At 62.8% G+C, this 24,853-nt stretch carries 20 protein-coding genes; 14 read left to right on the forward strand and 6 right to left on the reverse strand.

What is annotated here, in order from left to right; all coding sequences use genetic code 11:
* Positions 1-111 precede the first annotated feature (111 nt).
* Together IRI77_RS14310 and IRI77_RS14315 are read left to right on the forward strand one after the other, a co-directional pair.
* Positions 112-3,441, forward strand: coding sequence for a TonB-dependent receptor (locus IRI77_RS14310; protein ID WP_228486743.1), 3,330 nt, complete (start codon positions 112-114; stop codon positions 3,439-3,441).
* A 2-nt stretch (positions 3,442-3,443) separates the two neighbouring features.
* Positions 3,444-4,814 carry a sulfatase-like hydrolase/transferase gene (locus IRI77_RS14315; RefSeq protein ID WP_194452724.1) on the forward strand — a complete coding sequence of 457 codons (1,371 nt, stop codon included), beginning with the start codon at positions 3,444-3,446 and terminating at the stop codon, positions 4,812-4,814.
* Between the two features lie 13 nt (positions 4,815-4,827).
* On the opposite strand, the gene pgsA is transcribed toward IRI77_RS14315, so the two are convergent.
* The 3 genes from pgsA to hfq form a co-directional block, all read right to left on the reverse strand.
* A complete protein-coding gene (pgsA, locus tag IRI77_RS14320; RefSeq protein ID WP_194452725.1) occupies positions 4,828-5,484 on the reverse strand; it encodes a CDP-diacylglycerol--glycerol-3-phosphate 3-phosphatidyltransferase in 657 nt (218 codons plus the stop codon).
* Between the two features lie 255 nt (positions 5,485-5,739).
* Positions 5,740-7,065, reverse strand: coding sequence for a GTPase HflX (gene hflX / locus IRI77_RS14325; protein WP_228486744.1), 1,326 nt, complete (start codon positions 7,063-7,065; stop codon positions 5,740-5,742).
* An 8-nt stretch (positions 7,066-7,073) separates the two neighbouring features.
* Positions 7,074-7,403 carry an RNA chaperone Hfq gene (gene hfq, locus IRI77_RS14330; protein ID WP_194452726.1) on the reverse strand — a complete coding sequence of 110 codons (330 nt, stop codon included), beginning with the start codon at positions 7,401-7,403 and terminating at the stop codon, positions 7,074-7,076.
* Between the two features lie 304 nt (positions 7,404-7,707).
* Between hfq and IRI77_RS14335 the strand changes: the two genes are divergently transcribed.
* Genes IRI77_RS14335 through IRI77_RS14345 form a run of 3 tightly spaced genes read left to right on the forward strand, consistent with a single transcriptional unit; the run spans position 7,708 to position 10,830 of the window.
* Positions 7,708-8,604 (forward strand): cation diffusion facilitator family transporter, encoded by an 897-nt coding sequence (locus IRI77_RS14335; protein WP_228486745.1) that lies wholly within the window; start codon positions 7,708-7,710, stop codon positions 8,602-8,604.
* Complete coding sequence (gene polX, locus IRI77_RS14340; RefSeq protein ID WP_194452728.1) at positions 8,591-10,294, forward strand: DNA polymerase/3'-5' exonuclease PolX; 1,704 nt, start codon at positions 8,591-8,593, stop codon at positions 10,292-10,294. The genes IRI77_RS14335 and polX overlap by 14 nt, the downstream gene beginning before the upstream one ends.
* Before the next feature lie 11 nt (positions 10,295-10,305).
* Positions 10,306-10,830 carry an NUDIX hydrolase gene (locus IRI77_RS14345; protein WP_194452729.1) on the forward strand — a complete coding sequence of 175 codons (525 nt, stop codon included), beginning with the start codon at positions 10,306-10,308 and terminating at the stop codon, positions 10,828-10,830.
* Positions 10,831-10,883: 53 nt separating this feature from the next.
* Here IRI77_RS14345 and rdgB read toward each other — a convergent pair whose 3' ends face one another.
* From rdgB to IRI77_RS14360, 3 genes are all read right to left on the reverse strand, one after another.
* Positions 10,884-11,471 (reverse strand): RdgB/HAM1 family non-canonical purine NTP pyrophosphatase, encoded by a 588-nt coding sequence (gene rdgB, locus IRI77_RS14350; protein ID WP_194452730.1) that lies wholly within the window; start codon positions 11,469-11,471, stop codon positions 10,884-10,886.
* Positions 11,468-12,187, reverse strand: a complete 720-nt coding sequence (gene rph / locus IRI77_RS14355) for a ribonuclease PH (RefSeq protein ID WP_194452731.1) — start codon at positions 12,185-12,187, stop codon at positions 11,468-11,470. The genes rdgB and rph overlap by 4 nt, the downstream gene beginning before the upstream one ends.
* A gap of 192 nt (positions 12,188-12,379) precedes the next feature.
* Positions 12,380-14,311, reverse strand: a complete 1,932-nt coding sequence (locus IRI77_RS14360; RefSeq protein ID WP_194452732.1) for a hypothetical protein — start codon at positions 14,309-14,311, stop codon at positions 12,380-12,382.
* On the opposite strand from IRI77_RS14360, the gene IRI77_RS14365 reads away from it, so the two are divergent.
* The 9 genes from IRI77_RS14365 to IRI77_RS14405 all read left to right on the forward strand — a co-directional run bounded on the left by IRI77_RS14365 (position 14,310) and on the right by IRI77_RS14405 (position 24,795).
* Complete coding sequence (locus tag IRI77_RS14365; protein ID WP_194452733.1) at positions 14,310-14,732, forward strand: hypothetical protein; 423 nt, start codon at positions 14,310-14,312, stop codon at positions 14,730-14,732. The genes IRI77_RS14360 and IRI77_RS14365 overlap by 2 nt on opposite strands.
* Positions 14,711-16,882: a transglutaminase TgpA family protein gene (locus IRI77_RS14370; protein ID WP_194452734.1), complete on the forward strand. Its 2,172-nt coding sequence runs from the start codon at positions 14,711-14,713 to the stop codon at positions 16,880-16,882. The genes IRI77_RS14365 and IRI77_RS14370 overlap by 22 nt, the downstream gene beginning before the upstream one ends.
* Positions 16,883-16,890: 8 nt before the next feature.
* Positions 16,891-17,847 (forward strand): 3-keto-disaccharide hydrolase, encoded by a 957-nt coding sequence (locus tag IRI77_RS14375; RefSeq protein ID WP_194452735.1) that lies wholly within the window; start codon positions 16,891-16,893, stop codon positions 17,845-17,847.
* 124 nt (positions 17,848-17,971) lie between these two features.
* Positions 17,972-18,973 carry a 4-hydroxy-3-methylbut-2-enyl diphosphate reductase gene (locus tag IRI77_RS14380; protein ID WP_194452736.1) on the forward strand — a complete coding sequence of 334 codons (1,002 nt, stop codon included), beginning with the start codon at positions 17,972-17,974 and terminating at the stop codon, positions 18,971-18,973.
* The gene (shc, locus tag IRI77_RS14385) at positions 18,970-20,913 is read left to right on the forward strand and encodes a squalene--hopene cyclase (protein ID WP_194452737.1); all 1,944 of its coding nucleotides are present in this window, start codon (positions 18,970-18,972) and stop codon (positions 20,911-20,913) included. The genes IRI77_RS14380 and shc overlap by 4 nt, the downstream gene beginning before the upstream one ends.
* An 82-nt stretch (positions 20,914-20,995) precedes the next feature.
* Positions 20,996-21,970 carry a hopanoid-associated sugar epimerase gene (gene hpnA / locus IRI77_RS14390; RefSeq protein WP_194452738.1) on the forward strand — a complete coding sequence of 325 codons (975 nt, stop codon included), beginning with the start codon at positions 20,996-20,998 and terminating at the stop codon, positions 21,968-21,970.
* Positions 21,957-22,673, forward strand: a complete 717-nt coding sequence (locus IRI77_RS14395; RefSeq protein WP_194452739.1) for a phosphorylase family protein — start codon at positions 21,957-21,959, stop codon at positions 22,671-22,673. The genes hpnA and IRI77_RS14395 overlap by 14 nt, the downstream gene beginning before the upstream one ends.
* A complete protein-coding gene (locus tag IRI77_RS14400) occupies positions 22,654-23,754 on the forward strand; it encodes an alcohol dehydrogenase catalytic domain-containing protein (protein WP_228486746.1) in 1,101 nt (366 codons plus the stop codon). Before IRI77_RS14395 ends, IRI77_RS14400 begins: the two co-directional genes overlap by 20 nt.
* Positions 23,755-24,795, forward strand: a complete 1,041-nt coding sequence (locus IRI77_RS14405) for a zinc-binding dehydrogenase (protein ID WP_194452740.1) — start codon at positions 23,755-23,757, stop codon at positions 24,793-24,795. It begins immediately after the preceding gene.
* Positions 24,796-24,853: the final 58 nt, after the last annotated feature.

Below are 24,853 nucleotides of genomic sequence, written 5' to 3' on the forward strand. Positions count from 1 at the left end.
CAGGGAAATCACTGGCAAAACACTGAATTTTCAATTCCTTAGACCGCATAGTGAGGACGGGCTTGCGCGGGCCTGCCGCGCCGCCACTACGAATGCTCGTCCGGAGTCACCATGCAACACCCCCCGTCTGCCTCGCGGCTCAGTCCAGCCGTCACGCTGTTTCGATGGCCAGCCGCTCTTCTCTTTGCTCTTTCTTTGCTCCTGATTCCGCTTCCCCGGTTGCTGGGCCAGACCTCTACTGGTGAGATTTCGGTCAACATCTCAGACGCCTCTGGAGCGCTGGTGCCCGGCGCAACCGTGACGGTCACCGGTTCTGAGACCGGCAACCTGCTGCGTACCTTAACCACCAACGAACGTGGAACGGCCACCATTCCTTTGCTGCCTCCGGGCAGCTACGACATCGCCGTGAACATGCAGGGGTTCAAATCGGCCGTGCGGAAGGCCGTCACGGTCAGCGCCGGTTCCATCCTCAGCCTGCCCATCCAGCTCGAAACCGGCAGTTCGTCGGAGTCGATCACCGTCAGCGGCGAGGCGCCGCTGCTCGAAGAGAAATCCGCCACCCTGGGCCAGGTCGTCAGTGAGCAGCAGATCCAGACCCTGCCGCTGAATGGACGCAACTACCTCAGCCTGGCCAACTTGACCCCGGGGGCGATTCCCTCTTCCGGTTCCCGCGACCAGACCTTCTCGGCCTATGGCAACACCGGGCTGCAGAACGCGTTTCTGCTCGACGGCGCGCGCAACGAGAACTACCTGCGCGGCCTCGACAATCGCGCCCGCGACATGATCCGGCCTCCGCTGGATGCCCTGGCCGAGTTCACCGTCCAAACCAGCAACACCTCGGCCGAGTTTGGGGCCGCCGCGGGCGGCGTGGTCAGCGCGGTCACCAAGACCGGCACCAACACCATCCACGGTTCGGCCTACGAGTTCCTGCGCAACGATAACCTCGACGCCATCAACTACTTCGCCCTGGCCGGCTCGAAACCGCTGCTGGTGCGCAATCAGTACGGCGGCTCGCTGGGCGGGCCCATTATCAAGGACAAGCTCTGGGCCTTCGGCGCGTACGAAGGAGTCCACAATCGCAGTGAGGGCGCGGCCACCTCAACGATCCCCACGCCCGCCCAGCGCTCGGGCAGCTACGGCTCAACGGCGGTCTACGACCCGGCCACGACGCGTGTCAATCCGGCCGGCTCGGGTTACATTCGCGACCTGTTCCCTAACAACACCATCCCCGGTAATCGCATCAACGCGCTGGGCCAGCGCATGATGAACCTCTATCCCGTTTCCAACGTCGACGGTTCGCCCAGCCTCTTCAAGTCGCTGGCTCCGCAACGCCAGGATTCCAAGAATGCCGTCGCGCGGGGCGACTACCAGGCCTCCAGCCGCGACTCCATCTTCGCCCGTTATTCCATCGCGCGCAGTTCGCTGCTGGCCGCCTCTCCCCTGGCCCAGCCGGCTCAATCCGCCGCCGATCGCAATATCGACTCCACCAGCGCGGGCGTGGGCTATACCCGCACCATCAGCCCGACCCTGGTCAACGAGTTCCGGTTCACCTGGACCACCATCAACATGCACCAGGATTCGACGCTCGCCCGCGACGAGATCATCCCGGGGTCGCTCGATCCGCGCGTCACCTCCGGCATCCCGGTTTTCAATGTCTCCGGGTATGCCAGCCTGGGCAGCCAGCCCGGCTGCTGCGGCAACAGCCCGCTACAGAAGACCTCGGGCGTCTGGGATTGGTCGGACAACATCTCCAAGTCCTTTGGCGCCCATGTCTTTAAGTTCGGCACCGAGTTCATGCTCATCCGCCCTTCGACGTTCGCAACCAGCAACGGGCGCAGCAGTTTCGGCTTCAGCGGGGTCTTCACGCAGAACCCGCAAGCCCGCTCCGGCACCGGCAGCCCCGTGGCCGACCTGCTGCTGGGCAGCGCCAACTCGCTGACAACAGGCACCATCGCCGAAGCGATCGAGCGCGGCTGGTTCGGCTCCGGCTACTTCCAGGATCAGTGGACCGTCAGCCGCCAGCTCACCCTGAACTTCGGCATCCGCTATGAGTACTCGTCGCCTTACATCGAAACGCAGAACCGCATGGCGAACTTCGTGCTCGACCTGGGCGACCCGCTCTACGGCCAGCTCATCCAGGCCGGCAACGCCGCCCGGCCACGAGCGCTCAGCGACCGCGACCTGAACAACTGGGCGCCCCGCATCGGCTTCGCCTGGCGCAGCAACCGGGTGAAGGATCTGGTGGTTCGAGGCTCCTACGGCATCTTCTACGGCCAGGACCAGGGCACGGGCGTCACCAACCGAATGACCAGCAACCCGCCGTCGTTCGGCTACGGCGCGCAGACCATCAGCAGCGATCAGCTCTTTCCTTCCAGTGGTTTCGTACTGGTGGATGGGGCCACCATCCCCCGCCCCACCCCCATCAAGCCAGCCGACTTCGTCCTGAATCCCACGGCAACGGCGACGCTGGTGAGCTGGCCCGAGCGGCCCAAGACGCCCTACGTCCAGCAGTGGAGCCTCAGCCTGCAGAAGCAGTTGCCGATGAATCTGTTGGCCGAGGTCAACTATGTGGGCAACCACGGCGTTCAACTGTTCGGCATCGGTGAGGGCAACCAGCCGCTGACGTTGGGCTCGACCACCGTCGTCTCACGGCGGCCGCTGGCGCAGTACACACGCGTCTCGGTGAAGGCCCTGGGCAACTGGAACATGAGCAGCTACAACGGCATCTCGGCCAAGCTGGAGCGCCGCTTTGGAGCCGGCCTGAGCCTGCTGACCACGTTTACCTATGGCCATGCCCTGGACTACCAGAACGCGGCATTGGACCTCTGTGATGGCTGCGGCAGCGGCGGCACGATCCAGGACAACTACAATCGCAAGGCCAACTACGCATCGTCAGATAACGATGTGACGATGCGTTATGTCTTTGCCGGCAGTTTCGAGACGCCGTTCGGCAAAGGGAAGCCGTTCCTGTCGCAGAACAAGGCCGCCGCCGCGGCTCTGGGCGGTTGGCGCGTCGCAGCGATTTTCCAGACCCAGACAGGCTTAGCCTTGACGCCCGGACTTTCGTTTGACAGCGCCAACGCCGGCACCACCTCGCGGCCCAACCGGACATGCGACGGCAACATCAGCGGCGGAACCGCTCAACGCTGGTTCGACACCTCCTGCTTCAGCGTCCCCACCTCGTATGTCTTTGGAAACTCGGGCCGCAACGTACTGCGCGCGCCGGGTGTCCAGACCGTCGACCTCAGCCTGCAGCGCGACTTCCGGCTGAGACCCGACCATCCGCAGATCCTGCAATTCCGGGCGGAAGGCTTCAATTCTCTAAACCATCCGCAGCTCGGCGCACCCGGCCTGACCGTGGGCAATGCGACCTATGGGGTCATCACCGGAACCGCCTCCGACAACCGCCAAATCCAGCTTGGACTGAGGTTTACATTCTAGTGATGCCGGATCAACTATCCCGCCGGGCGCTGCTGGGCAGTGCCGTGACCGCCCTGGAGGTGTCGGCCCAGCGGCCGGCGCCCGCGGGCAAACCAAACATCATCGTCATGATGTTCGACGATCTTGGCGTCCGCGACTTCGGTTTTCTGGGCGCCAGGGACCTGCAGACGCCCAACATCGACAAACTGGCCGCGGGCGGAACCACCTTCACAAACTGGTACTCCTGCGCGCCGGTGTGCGCGCCGGCCAGGGGCGCCCTGATGACGGGGCGGTATCCGCTGCGGAACGGAGTCTCCGGCAACGGCCGGCCGTTGCCGCCCAGCGAGAAGACCATTGCCACCGTGCTTAAAAGCGGTGGATACAATACGGGACTGTGCGGCAAGTGGCATCTGGGCAGCACGCCGGAGACGGTGCCGAACGCGCATGGCTTCGATTCGTTCTATGGCTTCCTGGAGGGCTGTGTCGACTACTATTCGCATCGCTTCTACTGGGGCGAGCCCAAGCGGGCAAACTTCCACGATCTGTGGCGCAACCGCCAGGAGATCTTCGAGGACGGCCGCTATCTCACTGAACGGATAGGGGAAGAGGCGGTCGGCTTCATCCGCCAGCGGCGGCAGCAGCCGTTCTTTCTGTACACCGCATTCAATGCCGTGCACTACCCGATGCACGCGCCGCAGAAGTACCTCGACCGCTTCCCGAACCTGCCGCCGGAGCGCAGGATGTATGCCGCCATGCTGTCGGCTGCGGACGACCAGATCGGCGCCATGGTGTCAGCCCTGGAGAGCACCGGCCAGCGCGAGCGGACTTTACTATTCCTGGTTGGAGATAACGGAGCCACGACGGAACGCCGGGCGGGCCTGGGCCAGAATCTCGCGTCGGCCGGCCACAATCTGCCGTTCCGGGGCTACAAATTCAGTACCTTCGACGGCGGTATGCACGTGCCGGCGCTGATGAACTGGCCGGGGCATATTCCGGCGGGCAAACAACTGAGCCAACTGGCGTTGACCGCGGACATCCTGCCCACCATCTGCCATGCGGCGGGGGTGGATCCGCCCGCCGACCGAAAGCTGGACGGCAAGAACCTGTGGCCCATCCTGACGGCCGGAGCGGCCTCCCAGCATGAGTTCATTGCCTGGGCGGAGGGTCCGCAGCTCGCCATCCGGAAAGGAAAGTGGAAGCTGGTGCTGAACGGCGTCACGCACGACGGCACGCCCGAAGGCCAGAAGCCGCTGGAGGGTGAGGACGCCGTCTTCCTATCAAACCTGGAGGTGGATCCGGGGGAAAGCCGCAACCTGCGCCGGGAGAATCCGGTGGTGGTGGACGAGCTCCAGACCGTCCTGATGCGGTGGCGGAAGGAAGTGGAGACGCAGTAAGCGTCCTGGGCGATTAGCGGCTGCGTTCGCGAGAGACCGCAGCCGCCTTCATGGCGACCTTCTGGCGGTCTTTTTCCAGCCGTAGCAGCTCCGAACGGCGGCGTTCCTTGATGCTTTCGTCAATGAGGTGCCAGAACTTGCGCGCGTAGTCGGCCGCGGAGGCGAGGGCGAAGATCATGGTGCCCCACAGGCAGAAGTTCGCCGGTCCGAGAAGCCAGCGATGATCCTCAGCGGCTAGGGTCAAGGAGATAGCTACCACCTGGGTGACCATCTTCGTCTTGCCCAGATCGCTGGCCTGGATTGTATAGCCTTCACTGGCGGCAATGCTGCGCAGCCCGGAGACGGCAAACTCACGGCCGATGATGAGCACGGCCATCCAGCCAGGTACGCGATGCACCTGGACCAACGAGATCAAGGCAGCTGAAATCAACAGCTTATCGGCGATGGGGTCGAGCAGCATGCCCACCGTGGTGATCTGGTTCCAACGGCGCGCCAGGTAGCCGTCGAGCAGGTCTGTGAACGCTGCAGCCAGAAAGATGAGCAGGGCAACGATGTCGTTGGTGAGGTTGTAGCCGAAGATCTGGTAGACGGAATCGTCCTGAACCAGCACAGCCACCAACATGGGCACGAAGAAGATCCGCAGCAGCGTGAGTGCGTTAGGGATATTCATCAGCCTTCACCCAAGATAAACCAATCCGTGGCAGACACCAACAGATTGGATGGCTTTCTCCTGGCGCGCGTTCCAGGATCACGACCGGCAGCACCGCAAGAATAAGCAAGGGAGCTTAGAGTCCACAAACGAATGAAGGAGGCGCTGCGGCCTGTGGAAATCGACGAGCTCGCAAATCGAGTGTTTACAACTACTTCACAGGAGTTCCAAGCGAAATCCACAACGTTTTCCACAGGCCTTGGAAAACGGCGAGAATCAGACGAAAGGTGCTGTGTCTCGTACAGTTTGAGCCACCTTGTATTGAGCAACGCGCCTTAGGACGGAGGCCGAAACTTCGGCTTCCACCTCACAATAGTCGGCCAGATAGCGCTCCGAGGTGACTCTGGCAAACTCGTGGAGCAGGTGAACGACGCCCAAATCCGTGACGGGGATGTGGAAGGTGGCGAACTCGATGGGGTCCTCGGGCAGCATCCGGTCGATCAGTTCGAGAAGATCGTCGACGCCGTCGCCGTTGTGGGCGGAGACTGAGACGCAGGGGGCGCCGCCGGCCTCGCCGGAGAGACGCCGCAGCAGGGTGGCCGGGCTTTCGCTGGTACCGCCCAGCAGGTCAGCCTTGTTCAGCACGAGAATCTGGGGGGTGTTCTCCGCCCCGATCTCATTCAAAACGCGGCGTACGTGAGAAGAATGCCCGGCGGCGGCAGCGGAAGACGCGTCGACGACGTGCAGCAGGATGGCTGCCTCGGTGACCTCTTCCAGCGTGGCGCGAAAAGCCTGTACAAGCGTAGTAGGAAGCTGCCGGATGAAGCCGACCGTATCGCTGAGCAGGATGCGGCGGCGGCTGGGCAACTGGACCTGCCGCACCGTGGGGTCGAGCGTGGCGAACATGCGTGCGTCGGCCAGCACCCCGGCGCCGGTCAAGCGATTGAAAAGCGTGGACTTCCCCGCGTTCGTGTAGCCCACGAGGGCGAGCGTCTGCAGCGGCACGGCCTGGCGCAGGCGGCGCTGGATGCCGCGCGAGCCGCGCACAGACTCGAGGTCGTGCTGGATCCGCTTGATGCGGTGATGGATGCGGCGGCGATCGGTCTCGAGCTTCGTTTCGCCGGGACCGCGGGTACCAATGCCGGCACCGAGCCGGGACATGGCTATGCCCTTGCCGGTGAGGCGCGGCAGCAGGTAGTTGAGCTGGGCGAGTTCCACCTGCAACTGCCCTTCCCGGGTCCGGGCACGATGAGCAAAGATGTCCAGAATCAACTGGGTACGGTCCACTACCCGGCAATCCAGAGACCGTTCCAGATTGCGCTGCTGGGTGCCGCCCAATTCGTGGTCGACGATGACCACATCGACGTCCATCGCCTTGACCACGGAGCGCAGTTCGTCGAGTTTGCCAGAGCCGATGAGGGTGGCTTGATCAAACGTGGCGCGGCTCTGCAGGATCTTTTCGATGATCTGCGCCCCGGCACTTTCGGCCAGGGTCGCGAGTTCTTGAAGAGACTCTTCCGGTTCAGGAGCGTCCGGCTCTCTTTTGCGTCCGGTTAACTCCACGGCCACCAGAATGGCCCGCTCTCGGTTTTGGTCAGGCAACGAGTGTGTCAGCCCTCCGAACCGTCATTGGCTGGGGCCGCGGGAACGCCGGGCGCACCAGTGGATTGAGACGGATGACCGGACAGGGTGTGAGCCGGCTTCGAGATCACGACGGTGGAAATGGCGTGCTTGAAGATCAGCTGTTCCTGATTGTTGGTTTCCAGGATGACCGAATACTTATCGAAGCTTTTGATACGGCCTGAGAGCTTAACACCGCTCATGAGGTAGATGGTCAGGAAGGTCTTTTCCTTCCTGGCATTGTTCAGGAATGCTTCCTGTATGTTTTGAGCCTGCTTCTCAGCGCCGGGCCGCTTGGGGCCCAATGGGGCCTTTCTCATTTCGTCCATATTGTTTTGCCCCTCCCTTCTCTGCCTGCAAATTGCGTGACCGTTCCGAGGATCTACGCTGGGCCTGGGGACTGCACCCATCAAGGCACAAATCACCCATGCCACTTGGCCCATCGCACTGGCCGGATCGAGGTTCCGCCGTTCGATTGGGCTGCCCATGAGTGTAATCCCGATTGCAAGGATCGGGCAAGTGCCTCATGCCGAAAGGGGTTTCGGCTCCGGGCCGATTGGTCATGGAACCCGTCCGGCGAAAGGGCCCACCGGAGACCGCCCGGGTTGCGGTACATTCTGGTTGGTGGCGCAAGCGGAAGATCTCGGCAAGAAGGTATCGATTCTCAGCATGGGGGTCAGCGGCGGCCTCGCCGTGGCCAAACTGCTGGCCGGCTGGCTGGGCGGCTCGAATTCCGTTCTGGCGGATGGCGTCGAGAGCGCAGGCGATGTGCTCGCTTCGGGATTCATCCTGCTGGGCCTGAGTGTCGCCGCCCGGCCGCCCGACGACAACCATCCCTATGGACATGGGCGCTTTGAGACTCTCACCGGCCTGGGTGTCGGGCTAGCGCTGGCCGCGGTGGGTGCGCTGATCACCTGGCATTCGCTGCAAAACATTGGCGCCGCGCACACTCCGCCCAAGTTCTACGCAGTCTGGCCGCTAATTGCCAGCGTGATTCTGAAGGCCACGCTTTCCACCTACAAGTTCAAAGTGGGACGCAGCATCGGCAGTTCCGCGATCGTGGCCGACGCCTGGAACGACACCGTCGACATCCTGTCCGGCACAGTGGCACTGATTGCCCTCTCCCTGACGCTATACGATCCGGTACGCTTTCTGGCGGCGGACCACTACGGCGGCGCGGCAGTGGGTTTGATCGTCATTGTACTGGGCCTGCAGGTGGTGCGGGAGACCTCGCTCACCCTGATGGACACCATGCCGGACGACGGCCGGATGAACGATATCCGCAAATCGGCGATCTCGGTGAAGGGAGCGTTGGACGTGGAGAAGTGCTACGCGCGCAAAACCGGACTGCGGTACCACGTGGACCTCCACCTGGAAGTGGATCCCGATTTGAGCGTGCGGCGCGGCCACTCGATTGCGGAGGAGGTTCGTAACAAGGTGAAGGCCGATCTGCCCTGGGTGGCGGACGTGCTCGTTCACGTGGAACCCTATGGGGAAAGGGACTGGCATGGAGAATCTTGAGATTGCACGGATGTTGGCCGAGACCGGCGACCTGATGGAGATCGGCGGGGAAGACGGGTTTCGCATTCGCAGCTACAGGAACGCGGCCAGCGTGATTGAGGGCTACCCGGAGAGAATTGCGGACATCCTGAATGATCCGGCGCGCAAGGTGACGGACATCCAGGGGATCGGCAAGGGGATCGCGGAGGCGCTGAAGGAGATCGTGACGCGCGGTTCGTTCGCGCGGCGCGACGAGATGCTGGAGAAGTATCCTCCGACGGCGCTGGAGATGCTCCGGATCCAGGGACTGGGGCCGAAGACGGTGCGCACGCTGTGGGAACACTTCCGGGTGAGTACGCTGGAAGACCTGGAGCGGCTCTGCCGCGAGCACAAACTGCAGGATCTGCCGCGCATGGGCGCGAAGCTGGAAGACAAGATCCTGAAAGGGATCAGCCAGTACCGCCAGAGCGCCGGCCGCTTCCTGTTGAACTACGCGTCGGCCGCGGCCGAGGAACTGGGTGAGTATCTGGGTGCGACGCCGGCGGGCAGTTTCCGGCGCGGCCGGGAGACCGTAGGCGACCTGGACCTGCTGGTCACCGGGGAGAATGCGGAAGCGGCGCTGGCAAAGTTCGTCCAGCATCCCAGGGTGCACGACGTGCTGGGCCAGGGTACGACGAAGGCGTCGGCGTTGTTCGGCCTGGAAGGGCTGCAGGTGGACGTGCGGGCCGTCCCGGCGGAGAGCTACGGCGCGGCGCTGCAGTATTTCACGGGCAACAAGGAACACAATGTCGCGCTGCGGCAACGGGCCCAGAAGATGGGCCTGACGCTGAACGAGTACGGGCTGTTCAAGGTGAGCGACGAGACGCGGGTGGCCGGCGCGACCGAAGAAGAGATCTACGAGGCGCTGGGATTGGCCTGGATCCCGCCCGAGATGCGGGAGAACCAGGGCGAGATCGAGGCGGCCGAAAAGCGGCAGTTGCCCGAGTTGATCGAACTGGAAGACCTGCGGGGCGACCTGCACATGCATACCCGCGAGAGTGACGGCCGGGCCACCATGGAAGAGATGGCCGAGGCAGCCAAGGCGATGGGTTATGAGTACATTGCCATCACGGACCATTCCAAGGCGCTGGCGATGGCCAACGGGTTGGACGAGGCCCGCGCGGTGCAGTTCGCGGCCCAGGTGCGCGAGTTCAATAAAGAGGATCGCGGCATCCGCATCTTCTCCGGGTTGGAGTGCGACATCCTGCGCGACGGCCGGATGGATTTGAGCGAGGACGCGCTAGCCGAGTTGGACTGGGTGGTGGCGAGCGTCCATGGCTACATGAACATCGAAACCCCAGAGATGACCGACCGGCTGCTGCGCTGCATGGAGAGCCCGTCCGTGAAGGTCCTGGGGCATCCCACGGGCCGGGTCCTGCTGCACCGCGAGGCCTACACCTACGACTTTGATCGTGTGGCGGGCGAGGCGGCGAAGCGGGGCGTGTGGATGGAGGTCAACGCGAGTCCGGAGCGGCTGGACCTGTCGGCCAACCTGCTGCGGCGCGCCAAGGCATTGGGCGTGAAGTTCACCATCTCGACGGACGCCCACCACCCGAAGCATCTGGCGAATATGAAGTACGGCGTGAAGATGGCGCGGCGCGGCTGGCTGACGAAGGACGACGTCATGAACACCCGCGGCGTTGCGAAGTTCGCCGCCGCAGTGCGGAAATAGAACGTATGCCCATGAAACTGATTTCATCTGAGAAGCTGCTGGACACTCCGATTTTCCGCGTCACGATGGACCACGCCCTGGATCCGGATGGATTCGAGATCAAGCGGGCCATTGTGCAGCATGACGGCTCGGCCGTGATCATGCCGGTGGACGAGAAGGGGCGGGTGCTGCTGGTGCGGCAATACCGGCTGCCGGCCCGGAAGTATTTGTGGGAGCTCTCGGCCGGCCGGCTGGATCCGGGTGAGACGCCGCTGCAGGCCGCCAAGAGGGAACTGATTGAAGAGACCGGCTACCGCGCCAAGAAGTGGACGAAGCTGACGAAGTTCTACCCCAGCCCGGGTTTTGTGGCCGAAGCAATGACGATTTACGTCGCCCAGGAGTTGAAGGCGGGCGCGGCGACGCCGATGGACGACGAGCGCATCGAGTGCGGCTGGTTCACCTGGAAGCAGATGGGCGAGATGATCGAGAAGGGCGAGATCTGCGACGCGAAGACTCTCATCGGCTGGAGTCTGTGGAAGCTGCGCGGCAAGAAGTGATTTGCAGGAGCGCAGGCCGCGGGTGCTGAGCAGCCCCGCAGCCCGCGCTCAGATTACATCTTCGAAATAAAGGCGAGCATGGCCTTCAGGGCCTGGCCGCGGTGGCTGACCGACATTTTCTTCTCTTCGCTCGCCTCTCCGAAAGTGGAGTTGAAGGGCGGGTAAAAGAAGTGGGGGTCGTAGCCGAAGCCGTTCGGGCCGGCCGGTTCGTCCAGGATGATGCCTTCGACTTCACCCTTGAACATGCCCACGAGCTCGCCCTTGCGCGCCAGAGCGATGACGCAGACAAAGCGGGCGATGCGGTCGTCCTGATCGCGCAGATTCTCGATCAGCAGGCGATTATTGGCCTCGTCGGTGCCTTCGGGGCTGTAGCGGGCGGAGAGCACGCCGGGCGCGCAGTCGAGGGCGTCCACTTCCAGGCCGGAGTCGTCGGCAAAGACGAGATCGTCCGTGTGCTTGGAGTAGTGGAGCGCCTTCTTGATGGCGTTCTCGTCAAACGATTCCCCGTCTTCGACGGCGGGTGGAACCGACTTCATGTTCTCGAGCAGTTGGATGTCGATCTCCGGGTAGCCGAAGTGGGCGGCGGCCATGTGGAATTCACGGACCTTCCCGGAGTTAGTAGTTGCGCAGCGAATGATCATTTTCCTTGTATGGCGGCCTTCTGCAGCTCGAAGAGCTCGGCCAGGCCTTTGCGGGCCAGGGCGATCATCTCGAGCAGGCGGTCGTCCTTGAAACTCAGTTTTTCCGCGGTGGCCTGGAGTTCGACGAACTCGCCGGCGCCGGTCATGACGACGTTCATGTCGACCTCGGCGGCGGAGTCCTCTTCGTAGCAGAGGTCGAGCAGGCTGGCGCCTTTCACGACCCCGACGCTGGTGGCGGCGATGAGATCCTTGAGCGGGTTGCGCTTGAGGACGCCGAATTCCAGCAGCTTTTTCACGGCGAGGGCCAGGGCGACATAGCCGCCGGTGATGGCCGCGGTACGCGTACCGCCGTCGGCCTGGATGACGTCGCAATCGATGACGACGGTGCGCTCGCCCAGGGCTTCCATGTCGACCACGGAGCGCAGGGAGCGGCCGATGAGCCGCTGGATCTCGTGGGTCCGGCCGGACTGTTTGCCTTTGGTGATCTCGCGCGGGGTACGCTCCGCCGTGGCGCGCGGCAGCATGGCGTATTCCGCTGTGACCCAACCGCGGCCGGAGTTGCGGAGGAACGAGGGCAGGCTGTCCTCGACACTCGCGGCGCACAGCACACGGGTATGGCCGACCTCAATGAGAGCCGAACCTTCGGCGGTCATCAGGTAGTTCGTCTGAATCTTGACGGGCCGGAGTTGGTCCGGCTGCCGCTTATCACTGCGCATAGTTGGGTCCTTCCGCTAAGAACGTGCTAGGGAAAAGTACATTACGAGACAAACCAGGACAAGAATCGACCCTATGAGGATAAGGCAGCCCACGGCGCCCGGGTTCTTCGGTCCGGCTGGTGTTTTCTTCCCGCCCGCCGGCTTAATCTTCGCCATACGGACTCTATGGTACCTAAGGGGGCGGTCCCGGGCCTACTTTAACGCGACGGCCGCCGCGCGGAAGAACTCGGCCAGCGCCTTGAGCGATGCCGCCTCGAGGTCTTTCAGCGTGATAGCGACCACCAGGCGGGCACGCTGCTCCAGCGCCATCTGGGTGGCCAGGAACTGGGCGCGGTGATAGTCGGCGGTATAGCCAGCCTCAGGAATCTTTTCAGCTTTTTCGCTGAGCAGGACGGTGGACAGGCAGCGCCCGTGGCCGATGATCATCTCGTGGAAGGAGTGGTTCATGGCCGGCCCTTCGTAGACGTCGACGGGGATCTTTAGACGGGCTCGGAAGAGATCGGCGGCCGCTTTATCGAGCACCTTGCGCAGGGCGATGCCGGACGCCGAATAGCGGGTATCGCCGAAGAACGTCAGTTCGCCGTACTCGATGGTGCGGGCGGCGGAGAGCTGCCGCAACAGCGCGGCGTAGGCGGAGGGTGCATCGCGATCGGCCAGTTCGACGCCGCAGGGCAACCGGTCGTAGTGCAGGGTGATGCCGCCGCGCCATTTGATCTGGCGGGGCGATTCCTTGAGTTGCTTCCACTCGGGCGTCTTCTCGATGCCGCCCTGGAACAGGCCGTTCTGGTAGAGCGGGTTGGTAATGGATTTGTAGAGTTCGACGCTGGGCTGGGTGACGAAGTTCATCTTGCGCAGCCAGGCCAGCCCGAAGACCACGTAGTGGATGGTCTGCATGTAGAAGGACAGGGGCTTGTCCTTCGGAATCGTGAGAATGGCCAGCGGATAGCCGGCACGCTTGAGCAGCGCCATCTTCTGGCGCTCGAAGGCGGGCTCCCCCTGGCGCTCCACCACGAGGAAGACGCGGTCCTGCCGGGCGTCCTTCGGCGGCTGGTAGTCGGCCATTCGGGCGGGCTCGCCGATGATGATCTTGATGCCGAGTTCCTCGCTCTTGCCGAGGCTCTCCTCGAAGTTCTGCTTGGTCCACAGGGCGGCGGCGGCCAGGGATTTGGAGAGGAGGAGGGTGACTTTGTCGCGGCCTTCGGTTCCCTGCTGCTGCAGGAAGGACGACAACGACCAGGCCGTGTGGATCTGCTGCTCGTCGAGCTGGGTGCCGGCGATCCATTGCTGCAGATCGACACCGGCGAGTCCGAGTGGATAGAGGCTGCCGCGCGTGAGAGGCGCGCTGTGGCGGCCGGCGGTGCTGTTGCCGTTATCGAGCTGGAGTTCCACCTTGCGGTAGCCGCGCGGGCCGGCGAACTGGTCGAGCAGCGAGCCGGGCAGCGTCATGTAGACGAAGTTCGGACGGGAGTCCAGCTTGTACTTTTCGTAGAGCTTGGCCAGTTTTTCGAGGTTGACCACGGGCTCGTAGGAAGTCATGCCCATGGCCATGCCCACGATGAGGGAGGACTGGAGGGCATCTTTGAGCGAGCCCTTGGATCGCTTGGTGATATCGGCCAGGATCGCCTTCAACTTGGCGGGGTCGGTCGAGTCGAGGACGTAGCACTTGGGGCCCTTGGCCAGCAGGCCGGCCGCGTTGTACATCGACTTGTCCTCGGCCGAGCCGCCCATGCCGGCCCAGATCAGGAACTTCAGCGGCTTGCCGTGCGTCTGTTTGATGGCGGCGCGAATGGCGTCGAGTTCGGCCTGGACGGTGCCGGGCCATTCAGGGTGCTGGGCGGCGAGCCAGGCCAGGTGAAGAACGCCGAGGCTGTTCTTGGTGACCTTGCCGTCAGGGGTGGTTTCCATGCCGATGCGGACAAACGGGCTGCGGGCGGCATCCAGGACGTCGAAGCCTTTGCGGCGGGCTTTGGCGTCGATGGCCTGCAATTTGGAGAGAATCCGGTCTTCGGCGAAGCGTGCGGCGTGGACGGCGGAGGAAGGAAGATCGTGGAAGAGGGCAAGATTCACGTTCTGGTTGTAGCACAGTCTCACGTGGACAGAAGCGTAATGATATGGTTTGGACATGAGAGTTCCGGCAGGGTTATGGCTGTGCGCGGCGGCGCTGATCCTGGGCGCCTGCACGAGCCTGCCGCATAAGCCGCTGATTCCCGTGCCTCCCTTGCAACTGGGCTCGGACTGGAAGCGGATGGGTGTGGAAACGCCGGCCGTGACCGGCGTGCCCGCGAGTTTGCAGCCGCTCAAGCCGCTGCAATGGGTGAGGACCAGCTACCGGCAGTTGGATCGCAGGGTGCAGGTGCAGGTATTCGGCATGCCCACGGAGGCTTCGGCGTTCGAGGCGCGCCAGAAGTGGCGCAGCGAGGAACGCTCCACGGCGTTCCACAAGAGCAACCTATTTGTCGTCTGTTCGTCTGAGACGGAGGCGATGGCGAATTTGCTGGAGTTCACCAAACTGGTGGAGAACGAATGGCTGCGAGGCGGACGGTAGGATTCGAAGAGAGCGCGATCCGGCGGTTTTTCGAAGCATCCCTGCTGGGCATGCTGTTGAGCGGATACTGCGCGCTGCTGCTGGGCCAGGGCCTGAACGGCGGAGCTGTCGACGCGCCTAGCGCCGCGCTGGCCGGCATGGCACTGGTGCTGCGCGTCTTCCTGGTGGCCGGCTGGTGGAAGGTGAACGTGGCCTCACGCTGGGTGACGGCGGTCACCCTGCTCTACATCGGTTTTTATCCGGTCGACTACCTGTACATCTCCCGCGACTTCCTGCGCGCCACGGTCCACATGGTGTTCTTTGTGGCCATCGTGAAGGTATTGACGGCCACCCGGCCGCGCGACTTCTTTTTCCTGAAGATCATCGCGTTTCTGGAACTGCTGGCAGCCTCCATCCTGTCCACGAATCTCACGTTCTTCGTCTTTCTCACGTTGTTCCTGCTGTGTACGGTGGCGACCTTCGCCAGCACGGAGATCCTGAAAGCGCGCGAGGGCCGGAAGCTGGTCACCCTGGGGATTGGCGCCTTCGGGAAAAGGCTCGGCTGGATTACCGGCCTGACCACGACGGGCATCCTGTTCGTCACCATGGCGCTGTTCTTCGTGCTGCCGCGTACCGCGCGGGCGGCGTTGGAACGGCTGCTGCCGGGGCGGCAAAGCGTATCGGGCTTCGCCAGCGAGGTGACGCTGGGGCAGGTGGGTGAGATCCGCCGGCAGAGTACGGTGGTGATGCATGTCCGGTTTGAAGACGGTTACAACCCGCCCAGCCTGAAGTGGCGCGGCAGCGCCTTGTCGGAGTTCAACAACTGGAAGTGGTACAACACGCGCAGTGCCGGACGCGAATTGCGTCCGGAGATGGGTTTGCTCAAGCTGGCGGACGACGAGCACCTGCAGCAGAGCTACAAGCGGGTGACCTACGAGGTGGTGCTGAACTCGCCCGGCGGGGATTCCATCTTTGTGGCGGGTACGCCGGAGTACTTGCGTGTGCCGTCCAAACTGGTACTGGAGATGCCAAACGGCAGCTTCCGCGTTCCGTTCATCGACCCGGACGGCTTCCGGTATGTGGTGCACGCGTCTTTTGGCTGGCAGCCGCTGAACACCCGGATGGCGGGCGGGCCGCGGTTGTCGGCGGCTGCCCATGCGGCGCTGGAACGATTGCCGGAGAACGACCGGAATTTCCACCTCCGCCTGCCGCCCCTCGACAAGCGGGTGACGGCGTTGGCCCAAGCGATCACCGCGGGCGCCAAAACGGATGCGGAGCGGGCGCGGGCGATCGAACAGTACCTGAGGAACAACTTTCGCTACTCGCTGACGCCGCTGGAACACGAAGTGGAGGATCCGCTGGCGACCTTCCTGTTCGAGCGCCGGCAGGGGCATTGCGAGTACTTCGCCTCGGCCATGGCTGTGATGCTGCGCGCCGTCTGGGTGCCGTCCCGGGTGGCCACGGGCTTCCAGAGCGGCAGCTACAACCCCCTGAGCGGATGGAGTGTGATCCGCGCCTCCGATGCCCACAGTTGGGTGGAGGCCTTCATCCCCGGCCAAGGCTGGACGACCTTTGATCCGACTCCTTCCGACCCGAACCTGGCGGCCGGCGGCCCGCTTTCGCAGCTCGCGCTGTGGTCCGACGCCGTTGAGATGTTCTGGCAGGAGTGGGTGCTGGGTTACGATCTGGACCGGCAGTTGACGCTGGCGTTGCGCATGGAACAGTCGCGGCACCGGCTGAGTCTCGACTGGCTATCGCCCTTTTGGCACAGCCTCTCCAAAGCGACACAAGGGGCCACATCTGTTAACCCGCGCGCCTACGCCGGCGTGTTCATCGCGATTGTGTGCCTGGTGATGCTGGCGGTCTGCTGGCCGCGCATCCGGGCGTGGCGCATCCGCTGGGTGGGCCGCAATCGCCTGCTGCGCGGGGAGGCCGATTCGCACGACGCCGCTCTGATCTACCTGGAGATGCTGAAGCAACTGAAGCGGCGGGGGGTGGAGAAACCGCCGTCGTGGACGCCCTCGGAGTTCGCCCGCAGCGTCAGGAGCGAGGGGCTGGCGGAGATCGTGAAAGAGTTCACGGCCGTCTACAATGCGCTGCGGTTCGGTGGACGCAAGGACGACGCGGCCCGCCTGGCTACCTTGCTGGAGCAAATCGAACATCTGCCATAATTCGTTCGATGACCCGCTCACTTCTGCTCATCCTCCTCACTATGCTGGGACTCTCGGCTCAGGACACGAATTTCGACGGCCGCTGGAACATCCACGTCAAGACTCCGCGCGGCCGGATGTGGTGGCTGGAGGTCCAGGGTTCGGCATCCGGCAAGCTGCACGGCTCTTTTGTCGGCGCACCCGGCGGACAGGTGGACGTCATCCAGGACATGAAGATCGAGAAGGGTGAGCTGAGCTTCCGCTTCGAGAATCATGCCTCCAGCCGGGACGCGAAGAGCCCCATTGTGAAGCAGGTCTACCGGGCCAAACTGGCGGGCGGGCAACTAAATGGCACGCGGGAGGAAGAGGTTTCCGGCAAGGCGTCGCCGGTTCTCACATGGACGGGTGTGCGCGCTCCGGTGATCAATGAGCACGACGACGGCCGCTGGAAGGCCGGGCGGACGGTGGCGCTGTTTGACGGCAAGAGCCTGGCGGGCTGGCGGCAACTGCTGGCTTCCGAACCCGGCTGGTATGTCGAAGGCGGCGTGCTGAAGAACAAGGACAAGGCGTCGGATCTGCTGAGCGATGCCAAGTTCTGGAATTTCGAGGTCAAGCTCGAATACCGCTACGCGAAGGGATCGAATAGCGGCATGGCGCTGCGGGGCCGCTATGAGATCCAGATCTTCGACAACTTTGGGGCGGCTCCGGATTGGCACGGCAATGGGGCGCTGTACAGCCGCATCGCACCCAGCACGAACGCCAGTAAGGCGCCGGGTGAGTGGCAGACGCTGACGGCTCGCCTTGTCGGCCGGGAGCTGACTGTCGTTCTGAACGGGGTCAAGGTGATCGATCGAAAGGACGTAGTTGGCCCCACGGCCATGTGCATGGACGCTGACGAGGACAAACCGGGCCCGCTAATGTTACAGGGCGATCACGGTCCGGTTGAATTCCGGAAAGTGGAAGTGACTGAGTTGCAACTACGTTGAACACGCGCCGCTCGGGATAGTTGCGGCCTGGCCGGTCCAAACGAGAGGCAAAGAGGAGACGAAACGGAGGGGCATCCGACCGGGGGGTGCCTGATCGGTTGCTATAATGAGCTAAGTCTCTTTTATGCAGAACAACGGAAGCGCTGGGAAGAAGGTTATCCTTCTGCGTCCACGGGGATTTTGCGCCGGTGTCGTTCGAGCGATCGATGTCGTAAAAATCGCCTTGGACGTGTATGGAGCGCCGATCTACGTACGCAAGGAGATCGTGCATAACCGCCATGTGGTGGAAGAGTTGAAGGGTTTGGGCGCCATCTTCGTGGACGACCTCCACGAAGTGCCGGCCGGTAACCGCTTGATCTTCAGCGCGCATGGGGTGTCCCCCGCGGTTCGTAGCGAGGCGAAGGAACGGCAATTGGAAGTGATCGACGCCACCTGCCCGCTAGTGACCAAGGTCCATCTGGAAGCCGTGAAGTTCGCCCGCCAGGGTTACGGAATTCTCCTGATCGGGCACAAGGAACACGAAGAGATCGAAGGCACCTACGGCGAGGCGCCGAAGAATACCTTCATCATCCAGACCGAGGCGGACGCTGAGGCAGTCCAAGTCCCCAATCCCGACCGGGTTTGTTTCCTCACGCAGACGACGCTGAGCCTGGACGAAACACGCGGAATCATCGAGATCCTGCGGCGGCGCTTCCCCAAGGTGGAAGGCCCCAAGTCGCAGGATATCTGTTACGCCACTGAAAACCGCCAGATGGCGGTGAAGGCGGTGGCCCCGCTTTGCCAGTTGCTGCTGGTGGTGGGTTCGCAGAACAGTTCCAACTCGAAACGGTTGGTGGAAGTCTGCGGGAAAACGGGCGTCCCGGCCTACCTGATCGACGATAAGTCGTTCCTGAAAGAGGAATGGCTGCAAGGTGTGAACACGGTTTCCGTGACTGCTGGTGCGTCAGCGCCTGAGAATCTGGTTCAGGATCTGATCCAGTACCTCATGGACCGCGGCTTCGGCACGATGGAAGAGATGGACATCGTCGACGAGGATGTACGCTTCCAACTGCCGCATGAACTGCAGGGGGGAATGGTCAAACTGACCACGATCACCACTTCCACGGCGGCGCCGGCCACGATATGAGCCCAGGATTGCAGGTAGAGGACGCATTACTCACCGCCTCGGCGAAAGCCGCGCGGAGCGCCTCTGAATACCTGCTCTCCCGACAGGATCCAGCCGGCTACTGGTGGGGCGACCTCACGGCCGACTCCACACTGGAGTCGGACTGGCTGCTGCTGCTGCTCTGGCTGCATCCTCCGAAGAACGGGCAGTGGGTGCCTCCGGACCGTGCAAAAGTCGACCGCGCGGTCGCGTCGATCCTCGCCCGGCAGAACGCAGACGGCGGATTCGCGATTTTCGCCAAGGGCCCCTCGGAATGCAGCGCCAGCGTGAAGGCGTATTTCGCACTGAAGCTGGCGGGACTAGGGGTGGACGACACCCGGATGTCGCGCCTGCGGGAGCGAATCCTGAGCCTGGGCGGAATCCAGGCCGCCAACAGCTACGTCAAGATCAACATGGCGCTGTTCGGATTGTTCCCGCGCCAGCATGTACCCAGCGTTCCGCCGGAGATCATGCTGCTGCCGGCCAATCTGCTGTACGAAATGTCCTCCTGGACCAGGGCTATTGTCGTGCCCCTGTCCATTGTGCAGGCCAACACGCTGGGCAAGCCGCGGCCGGTGCCGGACGGGTTCGACCTGAGCGAGTTGTTCAAACCGGGTGCGGACATCACCTTCCACAAGGCCGACTCGTTCTTCTCCTGGAAGAACGGCTTCCTGATGGCGGACAAACTGGTGAAGGTTTGGGAGCGTCAAGCTCCGGGCAGCATCCGGGCGAAGGCGATTGGTAAGGCGAAGGACTGGATTTTAGAACGTTTCCGTCACTCGGAGGGCCTCGCCGCCATCTATCCAAGCATGCAGTACGCCATCATGGCGTTGGACTCGCTTGGATACACAGCAGATTCGCCGGAACGGGTTGAGGCGCAGAAGCAGTTTGACGCCCTGTTGGTGGACGACGGCAAACGATTCTTCTTCCAGCCCTGTTTTTCACCGGTTTGGGATACGGCCATCGCCGCTTACTCCTTGGGAGTAGGGGGTTTTGCGCCGGACGACCGGATGAAGCAGTGCGGCGACTGGCTGTTGTCGAAGGAAGTCCGCCAGAAGGGCGACTGGAGCGTCAAGCGGCCGGACACGCAGCCGTCCGGCTGGTATTTCGAGTTCGCGAACGAGTTTTACCCCGACATCGACGATACTGCCATGGTTTTGCTGGCCCTCTGGCACACGAGATCGAGCCGGCAAGGTGAGTTTGATGCGGCGGCGGGCCGGGCCATTGACTGGCTGCTGGCGATGCAGAGCAAGGACGGCGGGTGGGCCGCGTTCGATGTCGATAACGACACACACAGCCTGAGCGAAGTACCCTTCGCCGACCACAACGCGATGCTGGATCCGACCTGCCCGGATATCACCGGGCGGGTACTGGAAGCGCTGTGTTTGTGGGGCGTGAGCCAGGATTCGCCGGCGGTGCGCCGCGGCGTGCAGTATCTGCGGAAATCGCAGGAACCAGACGGCAGTTGGTATGGCCGCTGGGGTGTCGACTACATTTACGGTACGTTCCTGGCCCTGCGTGGGCTGCGGGCGGCTGGCTACGACGAGCGCGAGGCGGAAGTCTTGCGCGCCGGTGAGTGGCTTCGTTCCGTTCAAAATGCCGACGGCGGCTGGGGTGAGAGCTGTGAGAGCTACGCCCGGAACACGTTTGTGGGGGCGGAGAGTACCGCTTCCCAAACGGCGTGGGCCGTGCTCGGCTTGCTGGCGGGCGGTGATACGACAAGCGAGAGTGTTCACCTGGGCATCGATTTCCTGGTTCGGAACCAGCGCCCGGACGGAGGGTGGGACGAGGATCTGGCGACGGGAACGGGTTTTCCGCGGGTCTTCTACCTCACCTATCATCTTTACCGTCATTCGTTCCCGGCTCTGGCGTTAGCGGAATATATGAAAATAAAAGGCGGAAGAGGCGCCGGACACCCATGAAGGTGACTGCGTCCCGGCCGCGCGGCGGCGCAAGGAAGGCGCCGCGGTAGCCAATGGGGTCTGATCTTAGCGAGGCGAAAGCTTGAAGCCGGCGTTAGTGACTGGCGCTTCGGGGTTTCTCGGCTGGCACGTGGCAAACGGGCTGGTCGAGCGAGGCATTCCCGTGCGTGCGATGGCTCGTAAACCGGAGAATCTGCGGGGGTTGGACGTCGAAATCGTGCCGGGTGACCTGCGCGACGCGGATTCGCTGCGCAGGGCTGTCAACGGCTGCAGCCTGGTGTTCCATGTGGCTGCGGATTACCGGTTGTGGGTAAAGAATCCGCAGGAGATGTACGACTCCAACGTATCCGGGACGAGGAATCTGCTGGGCGCGGCCCGGAAAGCGGGCGTCGAGCGCGTCGTCTACACCAGTACGGTGGGCTGCATTGGCTTTGTTCCGGGCGGGTTGGGCAACGAGACAACACCCGTGACCCTGGAAGACATGACCGGGCACTACAAGCGGTCGAAATTCCTGGCTGAACAGGAAGCCCTGCGGTTCGCGCAGGAAGGCTTCCCGGTGGTCATTGTGAATCCCACCGCGCCCGTTGGCGATCACGACGTGAAACCGACGCCGACCGGGCAGACGATTGTGGATTTCCTGGCCGGACGAATCCCCGCGTTTGTGGATACGGGTTTGAACATCGTCGACGCGCGGGAGACTGCCGAAGGACATTGGCTGGCGTGCGAACGAGGCAAGTCCGGAGAACGGTACATCCTTGGCAGCGAGAACCTGACGCTGGAGCAGATCCTGGGCAAGCTGGCGGCCATCAGCGGCAAGACCGCGCCCAAGACGAGAATTCCGTGGGTGGTTGCCCTGGTGGCCGGCGCGTTTTCAACGGCTTGGGCGAATATCAGCGGGGTGGCTCCGCGCGTTCCACTGGACGCTGTCCGGATGGCCCGAAAGAGAATGTGGGTGAGTTGCGCCAAGGCAGAGCGGGAGTTGGGGTTCCGTCCCTCGGGCGCCGATCTGGCTCTGCGCAAGGCTGTGACCTGGTTTGAGGCAAATGGCTACTGTTGACGGCAATCCAATTGTGGCGATCGCCGCCGAAGCCCGCGAGTTTGAAGGGCTGCTCAGGCACGCGTCCTCGTTGTCGGAACTCGACTGGCCGGTGCAGTTTGCCAGGCGAGCCGAGATCGGCGGTGCGTCGTGGATCCTCTCGGCCAATGGCCCAGGTCCCAGGCTGGCCGGAGAAGCGGCGGAACTGGCCGCCCGGCAGTGCGAGCCTCGGGCGTTCATCAGTACAGGATTCTGCGGGGCTTTGGACCCCGCGTTGGATGCGTGCCAGGTTTTTGTCGCCTCCAGCGTGGACGCCAGGGACCAGGGCCGCCAGTTCGATTCGAATCCGACGAATGTGGATGCGCCGCATGCACAGGGCCGACTGCTGTCGGTGGACCGGGTGGCGGTGACAGCCGCCGAGAAAGCCGCCTTATGGGCGGAAGGATCTTCCGTTGTCGAGATGGAAGCCGCCGCTGTTGCAGATCGGGCGGAAAGATCGGAAACTCCGTTTTATTGCATCCGCGTCGTAAGTGATACAGCCCGCGATGAGATGCCACTCGATTTCAACTTGTACCGCGACCCGGATGGTCGCTTTTCGCGCGGACGCATCGTGGCCGCCGCACTAATGCGGCCCGCCTGTTTCGCCGGGCTGATCCGCCTGGACGCCCACTGCCGCCGCGCTTCCACGAATTTGGGGGATTTCCTTGCCGACTGCCGATTCTAAAGTGAACGGTTCTCCCAACGGCACGATGATGGCCGCCGTTTATACCGGCCAGGGCCACATTAGTGTGGAGCCCGTACCCGTGCCTCAGATCGGACCTGGAGAGATTCTGGTTCGAGTGGAGGCCTGTGGCATCTGCCACACGGATTTGAAGAAGGTGGAGCATGACCTGCTGCCGCCGCCGCGGATCTACGGGCATGAGTCCGCTGGTGTAGTTGTACAGGTGGGTGAAGGTGTTACCAAGTACCGTACAGGCGATCGCGTAATCGCTTTCCACCACATTCCTTGTAAGAAATGTTTTTATTGCTCGAAGAAACTGTACGCACAGTGCGAAACTTACAAGAGGGTCGGCATTACGGCCGGGTTTGAGCCTGCCGGCGGCGGATTCTCCCAGTACATCCGGGTGATGGATTGGATTGTTCGCGACGGGGTCGAATTGATCCCTGAGGGTGTGTCGTTCGAGGTCGCAAGTTTCGTTGAGCCCGTGAATACCTGCCTGAAGGCGGTCGTGGAGATGAATCCGCAACCCGGGGATGTGGTGCTGGTTCAGGGCCAGGGGCCGATTGGGCTATTGTTTACCATGCTGGTGAAGCGGACTGGGGCCACCGTACTGGCAACGGACGCGATTCCAGAACGTCTGGCGCTGTCCCGCAAGTTCGGGGCGTCTGAATCGTGGGATCCGCGCACGGAGGATGTTGCGCGGTTATGTAAGGCATTGACGGAGGGTCGCGGCGTGGACCAGGTATTCGTCGCCGCCTCGGCCAAAGGGATTGTCGATCAGGCGATAGCCTCATCGCGTCCTGGAGGCAAAATCTTGCTGTTTGCGCAGACCAGTGACACGGAAAGAATCGAACTCTCCGGCGCTGACATCTGCAAGTTGGAGCGGACGCTGTTAGGGTGTTACAGCGCTTCGGTCGATCTTCAGGCCGAGTCCGCACGATTGGTATTTAGCGGGGATTTGCCAGTGGAAGATTTGGTTTCTCACAGACTTCCGCTCTCTGAGATCCGGGAAGGCATTGTCCTGGCGTTGCATCCGGACGGCAAATCGTTGAAAATAATGGTTCAGCCACAGAGGTTGTCTTAAGTGAACAAGCAGATGATGGCCGCCGTGCTCTACGGGCGTGAACAGGTGCGCGTAGAACAGGTGTCCGTGCCTCAAATTGAAAAAGGCGACGTGCTCGTGCGCGTGCGGGCCGCACTCACGTGCGGTACCGACGTGAAGGTTTTCCGTCGCGGGTATCACGCAAAAATGATCGTCCCGCCGGCCCTGTTCGGACATGAGTTGGCGGGCGACATCGTCGCCGTAGGCGAGCATGTGGAAGGCTTCCACGCGGGTCAGCGCGTCGTGGCAGCTAACTCAGCGCCCTGCCTGAACTGTTTCTATTGCCGCAAAGGTCTGGAGAATCTCTGCGAGGACCTGTTGTTCAACAACGGGGCCTACGCGGAGTTCATTCGTATTCCCGCCCGTATCGTCCAGCGGAACCTCTACGAGATTCCCGGTCATCTGGGTTACCCCGATGCCGCACTGATCGAGCCGCTGGCTTGCGTCTTAAAGGGACTGGAAGAGACCCATGTGCGCCCCGGCGACAACGTCGTGGTGATTGGACAGGGTCCGATCGGACTGATGTTCGTCCGCCTCGCAAAAGTCTACGGCGCCAGGGTGATTGCCCTGGGCCGCCGCACTTCCCAACTCGATCGCGCCCTCCGCATGGGCGCGCACGATGCCCTGCTCAATACCGACGCCGAGGATGTCATGCGCCAGGTGCGCGGGCTCACCGGCGGCTATGGCGCCGATGTCGTCATCGAAGCGGTGGGCAACCCGGAAACCTGGGAACTCGCCGTCCGCCTGCTGCGCCGTGGAGGCACCGCCCAGTTCTTCGGCGGCTGTCCCAGCGATACGCGCATTATGCTCGAGACGCAGGTCCTGCACTATAGCGAAATCAAGTGCGTGGCCAGTTTCCACCACACGCCTTCCTACATCCGCAAAGCTCTCGACATCGTCAGCCGCGGCGACATCACCGCCCGTGATTTCGTCAACCGGGAAGAGCCGCTCACCAACCTGCTCGAAGTGATGCGCCACCTGATGAGCCACAACGGCCACATGAAGACGGCGATCATTCCCTAAGGCTGTTGCGATCAGCGTGCAACTGCAACCCGTAGAGTTTCTGAAATCGCAGGAAGCC

This window comes from Paludibaculum fermentans, from assembly GCF_015277775.1.
Taxonomy (GTDB): domain Bacteria; phylum Acidobacteriota; class Terriglobia; order Bryobacterales; family Bryobacteraceae; genus Paludibaculum; species Paludibaculum fermentans.

Excerpts from the sequence above, each read along its gene's own strand:
- pgsA (WP_194452725.1), bottom strand. The coding sequence starts at position 5,484 with ATGAATATCCCTAACGCACTCACGCTGCTGCGGATCTTCTTCGTGCCC.
- polX (WP_194452728.1), top strand. The coding sequence starts at position 8,591 with ATGGAGAATCTTGAGATTGCACGGATGTTGGCCGAGACCGGCGACCTG.
- IRI77_RS14375 (WP_194452735.1), top strand. The coding sequence starts at position 16,891 with ATGACCCGCTCACTTCTGCTCATCCTCCTCACTATGCTGGGACTCTCG.
- IRI77_RS14395 (WP_194452739.1), top strand. The coding sequence starts at position 21,957 with ATGGCTACTGTTGACGGCAATCCAATTGTGGCGATCGCCGCCGAAGCC.
- IRI77_RS14365 (WP_194452733.1), top strand. The coding sequence starts at position 14,310 with ATGAGAGTTCCGGCAGGGTTATGGCTGTGCGCGGCGGCGCTGATCCTG.
- IRI77_RS14380 (WP_194452736.1), top strand. The coding sequence starts at position 17,972 with ATGCAGAACAACGGAAGCGCTGGGAAGAAGGTTATCCTTCTGCGTCCA.
- IRI77_RS14360 (WP_194452732.1), bottom strand. The coding sequence starts at position 14,311 with ATGTCCAAACCATATCATTACGCTTCTGTCCACGTGAGACTGTGCTAC.
- IRI77_RS14370 (WP_194452734.1), top strand. The coding sequence starts at position 14,711 with ATGGCTGCGAGGCGGACGGTAGGATTCGAAGAGAGCGCGATCCGGCGG.
- rph (WP_194452731.1), bottom strand. The coding sequence starts at position 12,187 with ATGCGCAGTGATAAGCGGCAGCCGGACCAACTCCGGCCCGTCAAGATT.
- IRI77_RS14345 (WP_194452729.1), top strand. The coding sequence starts at position 10,306 with ATGAAACTGATTTCATCTGAGAAGCTGCTGGACACTCCGATTTTCCGC.
- IRI77_RS14310 (WP_228486743.1), top strand. The coding sequence starts at position 112 with ATGCAACACCCCCCGTCTGCCTCGCGGCTCAGTCCAGCCGTCACGCTG.
- rdgB (WP_194452730.1), bottom strand. The coding sequence starts at position 11,471 with ATGATCATTCGCTGCGCAACTACTAACTCCGGGAAGGTCCGTGAATTC.
- IRI77_RS14315 (WP_194452724.1), top strand. The coding sequence starts at position 3,444 with ATGCCGGATCAACTATCCCGCCGGGCGCTGCTGGGCAGTGCCGTGACC.
- hfq (WP_194452726.1), bottom strand. The coding sequence starts at position 7,403 with ATGAGAAAGGCCCCATTGGGCCCCAAGCGGCCCGGCGCTGAGAAGCAG.
- shc (WP_194452737.1), top strand. The coding sequence starts at position 18,970 with ATGAGCCCAGGATTGCAGGTAGAGGACGCATTACTCACCGCCTCGGCG.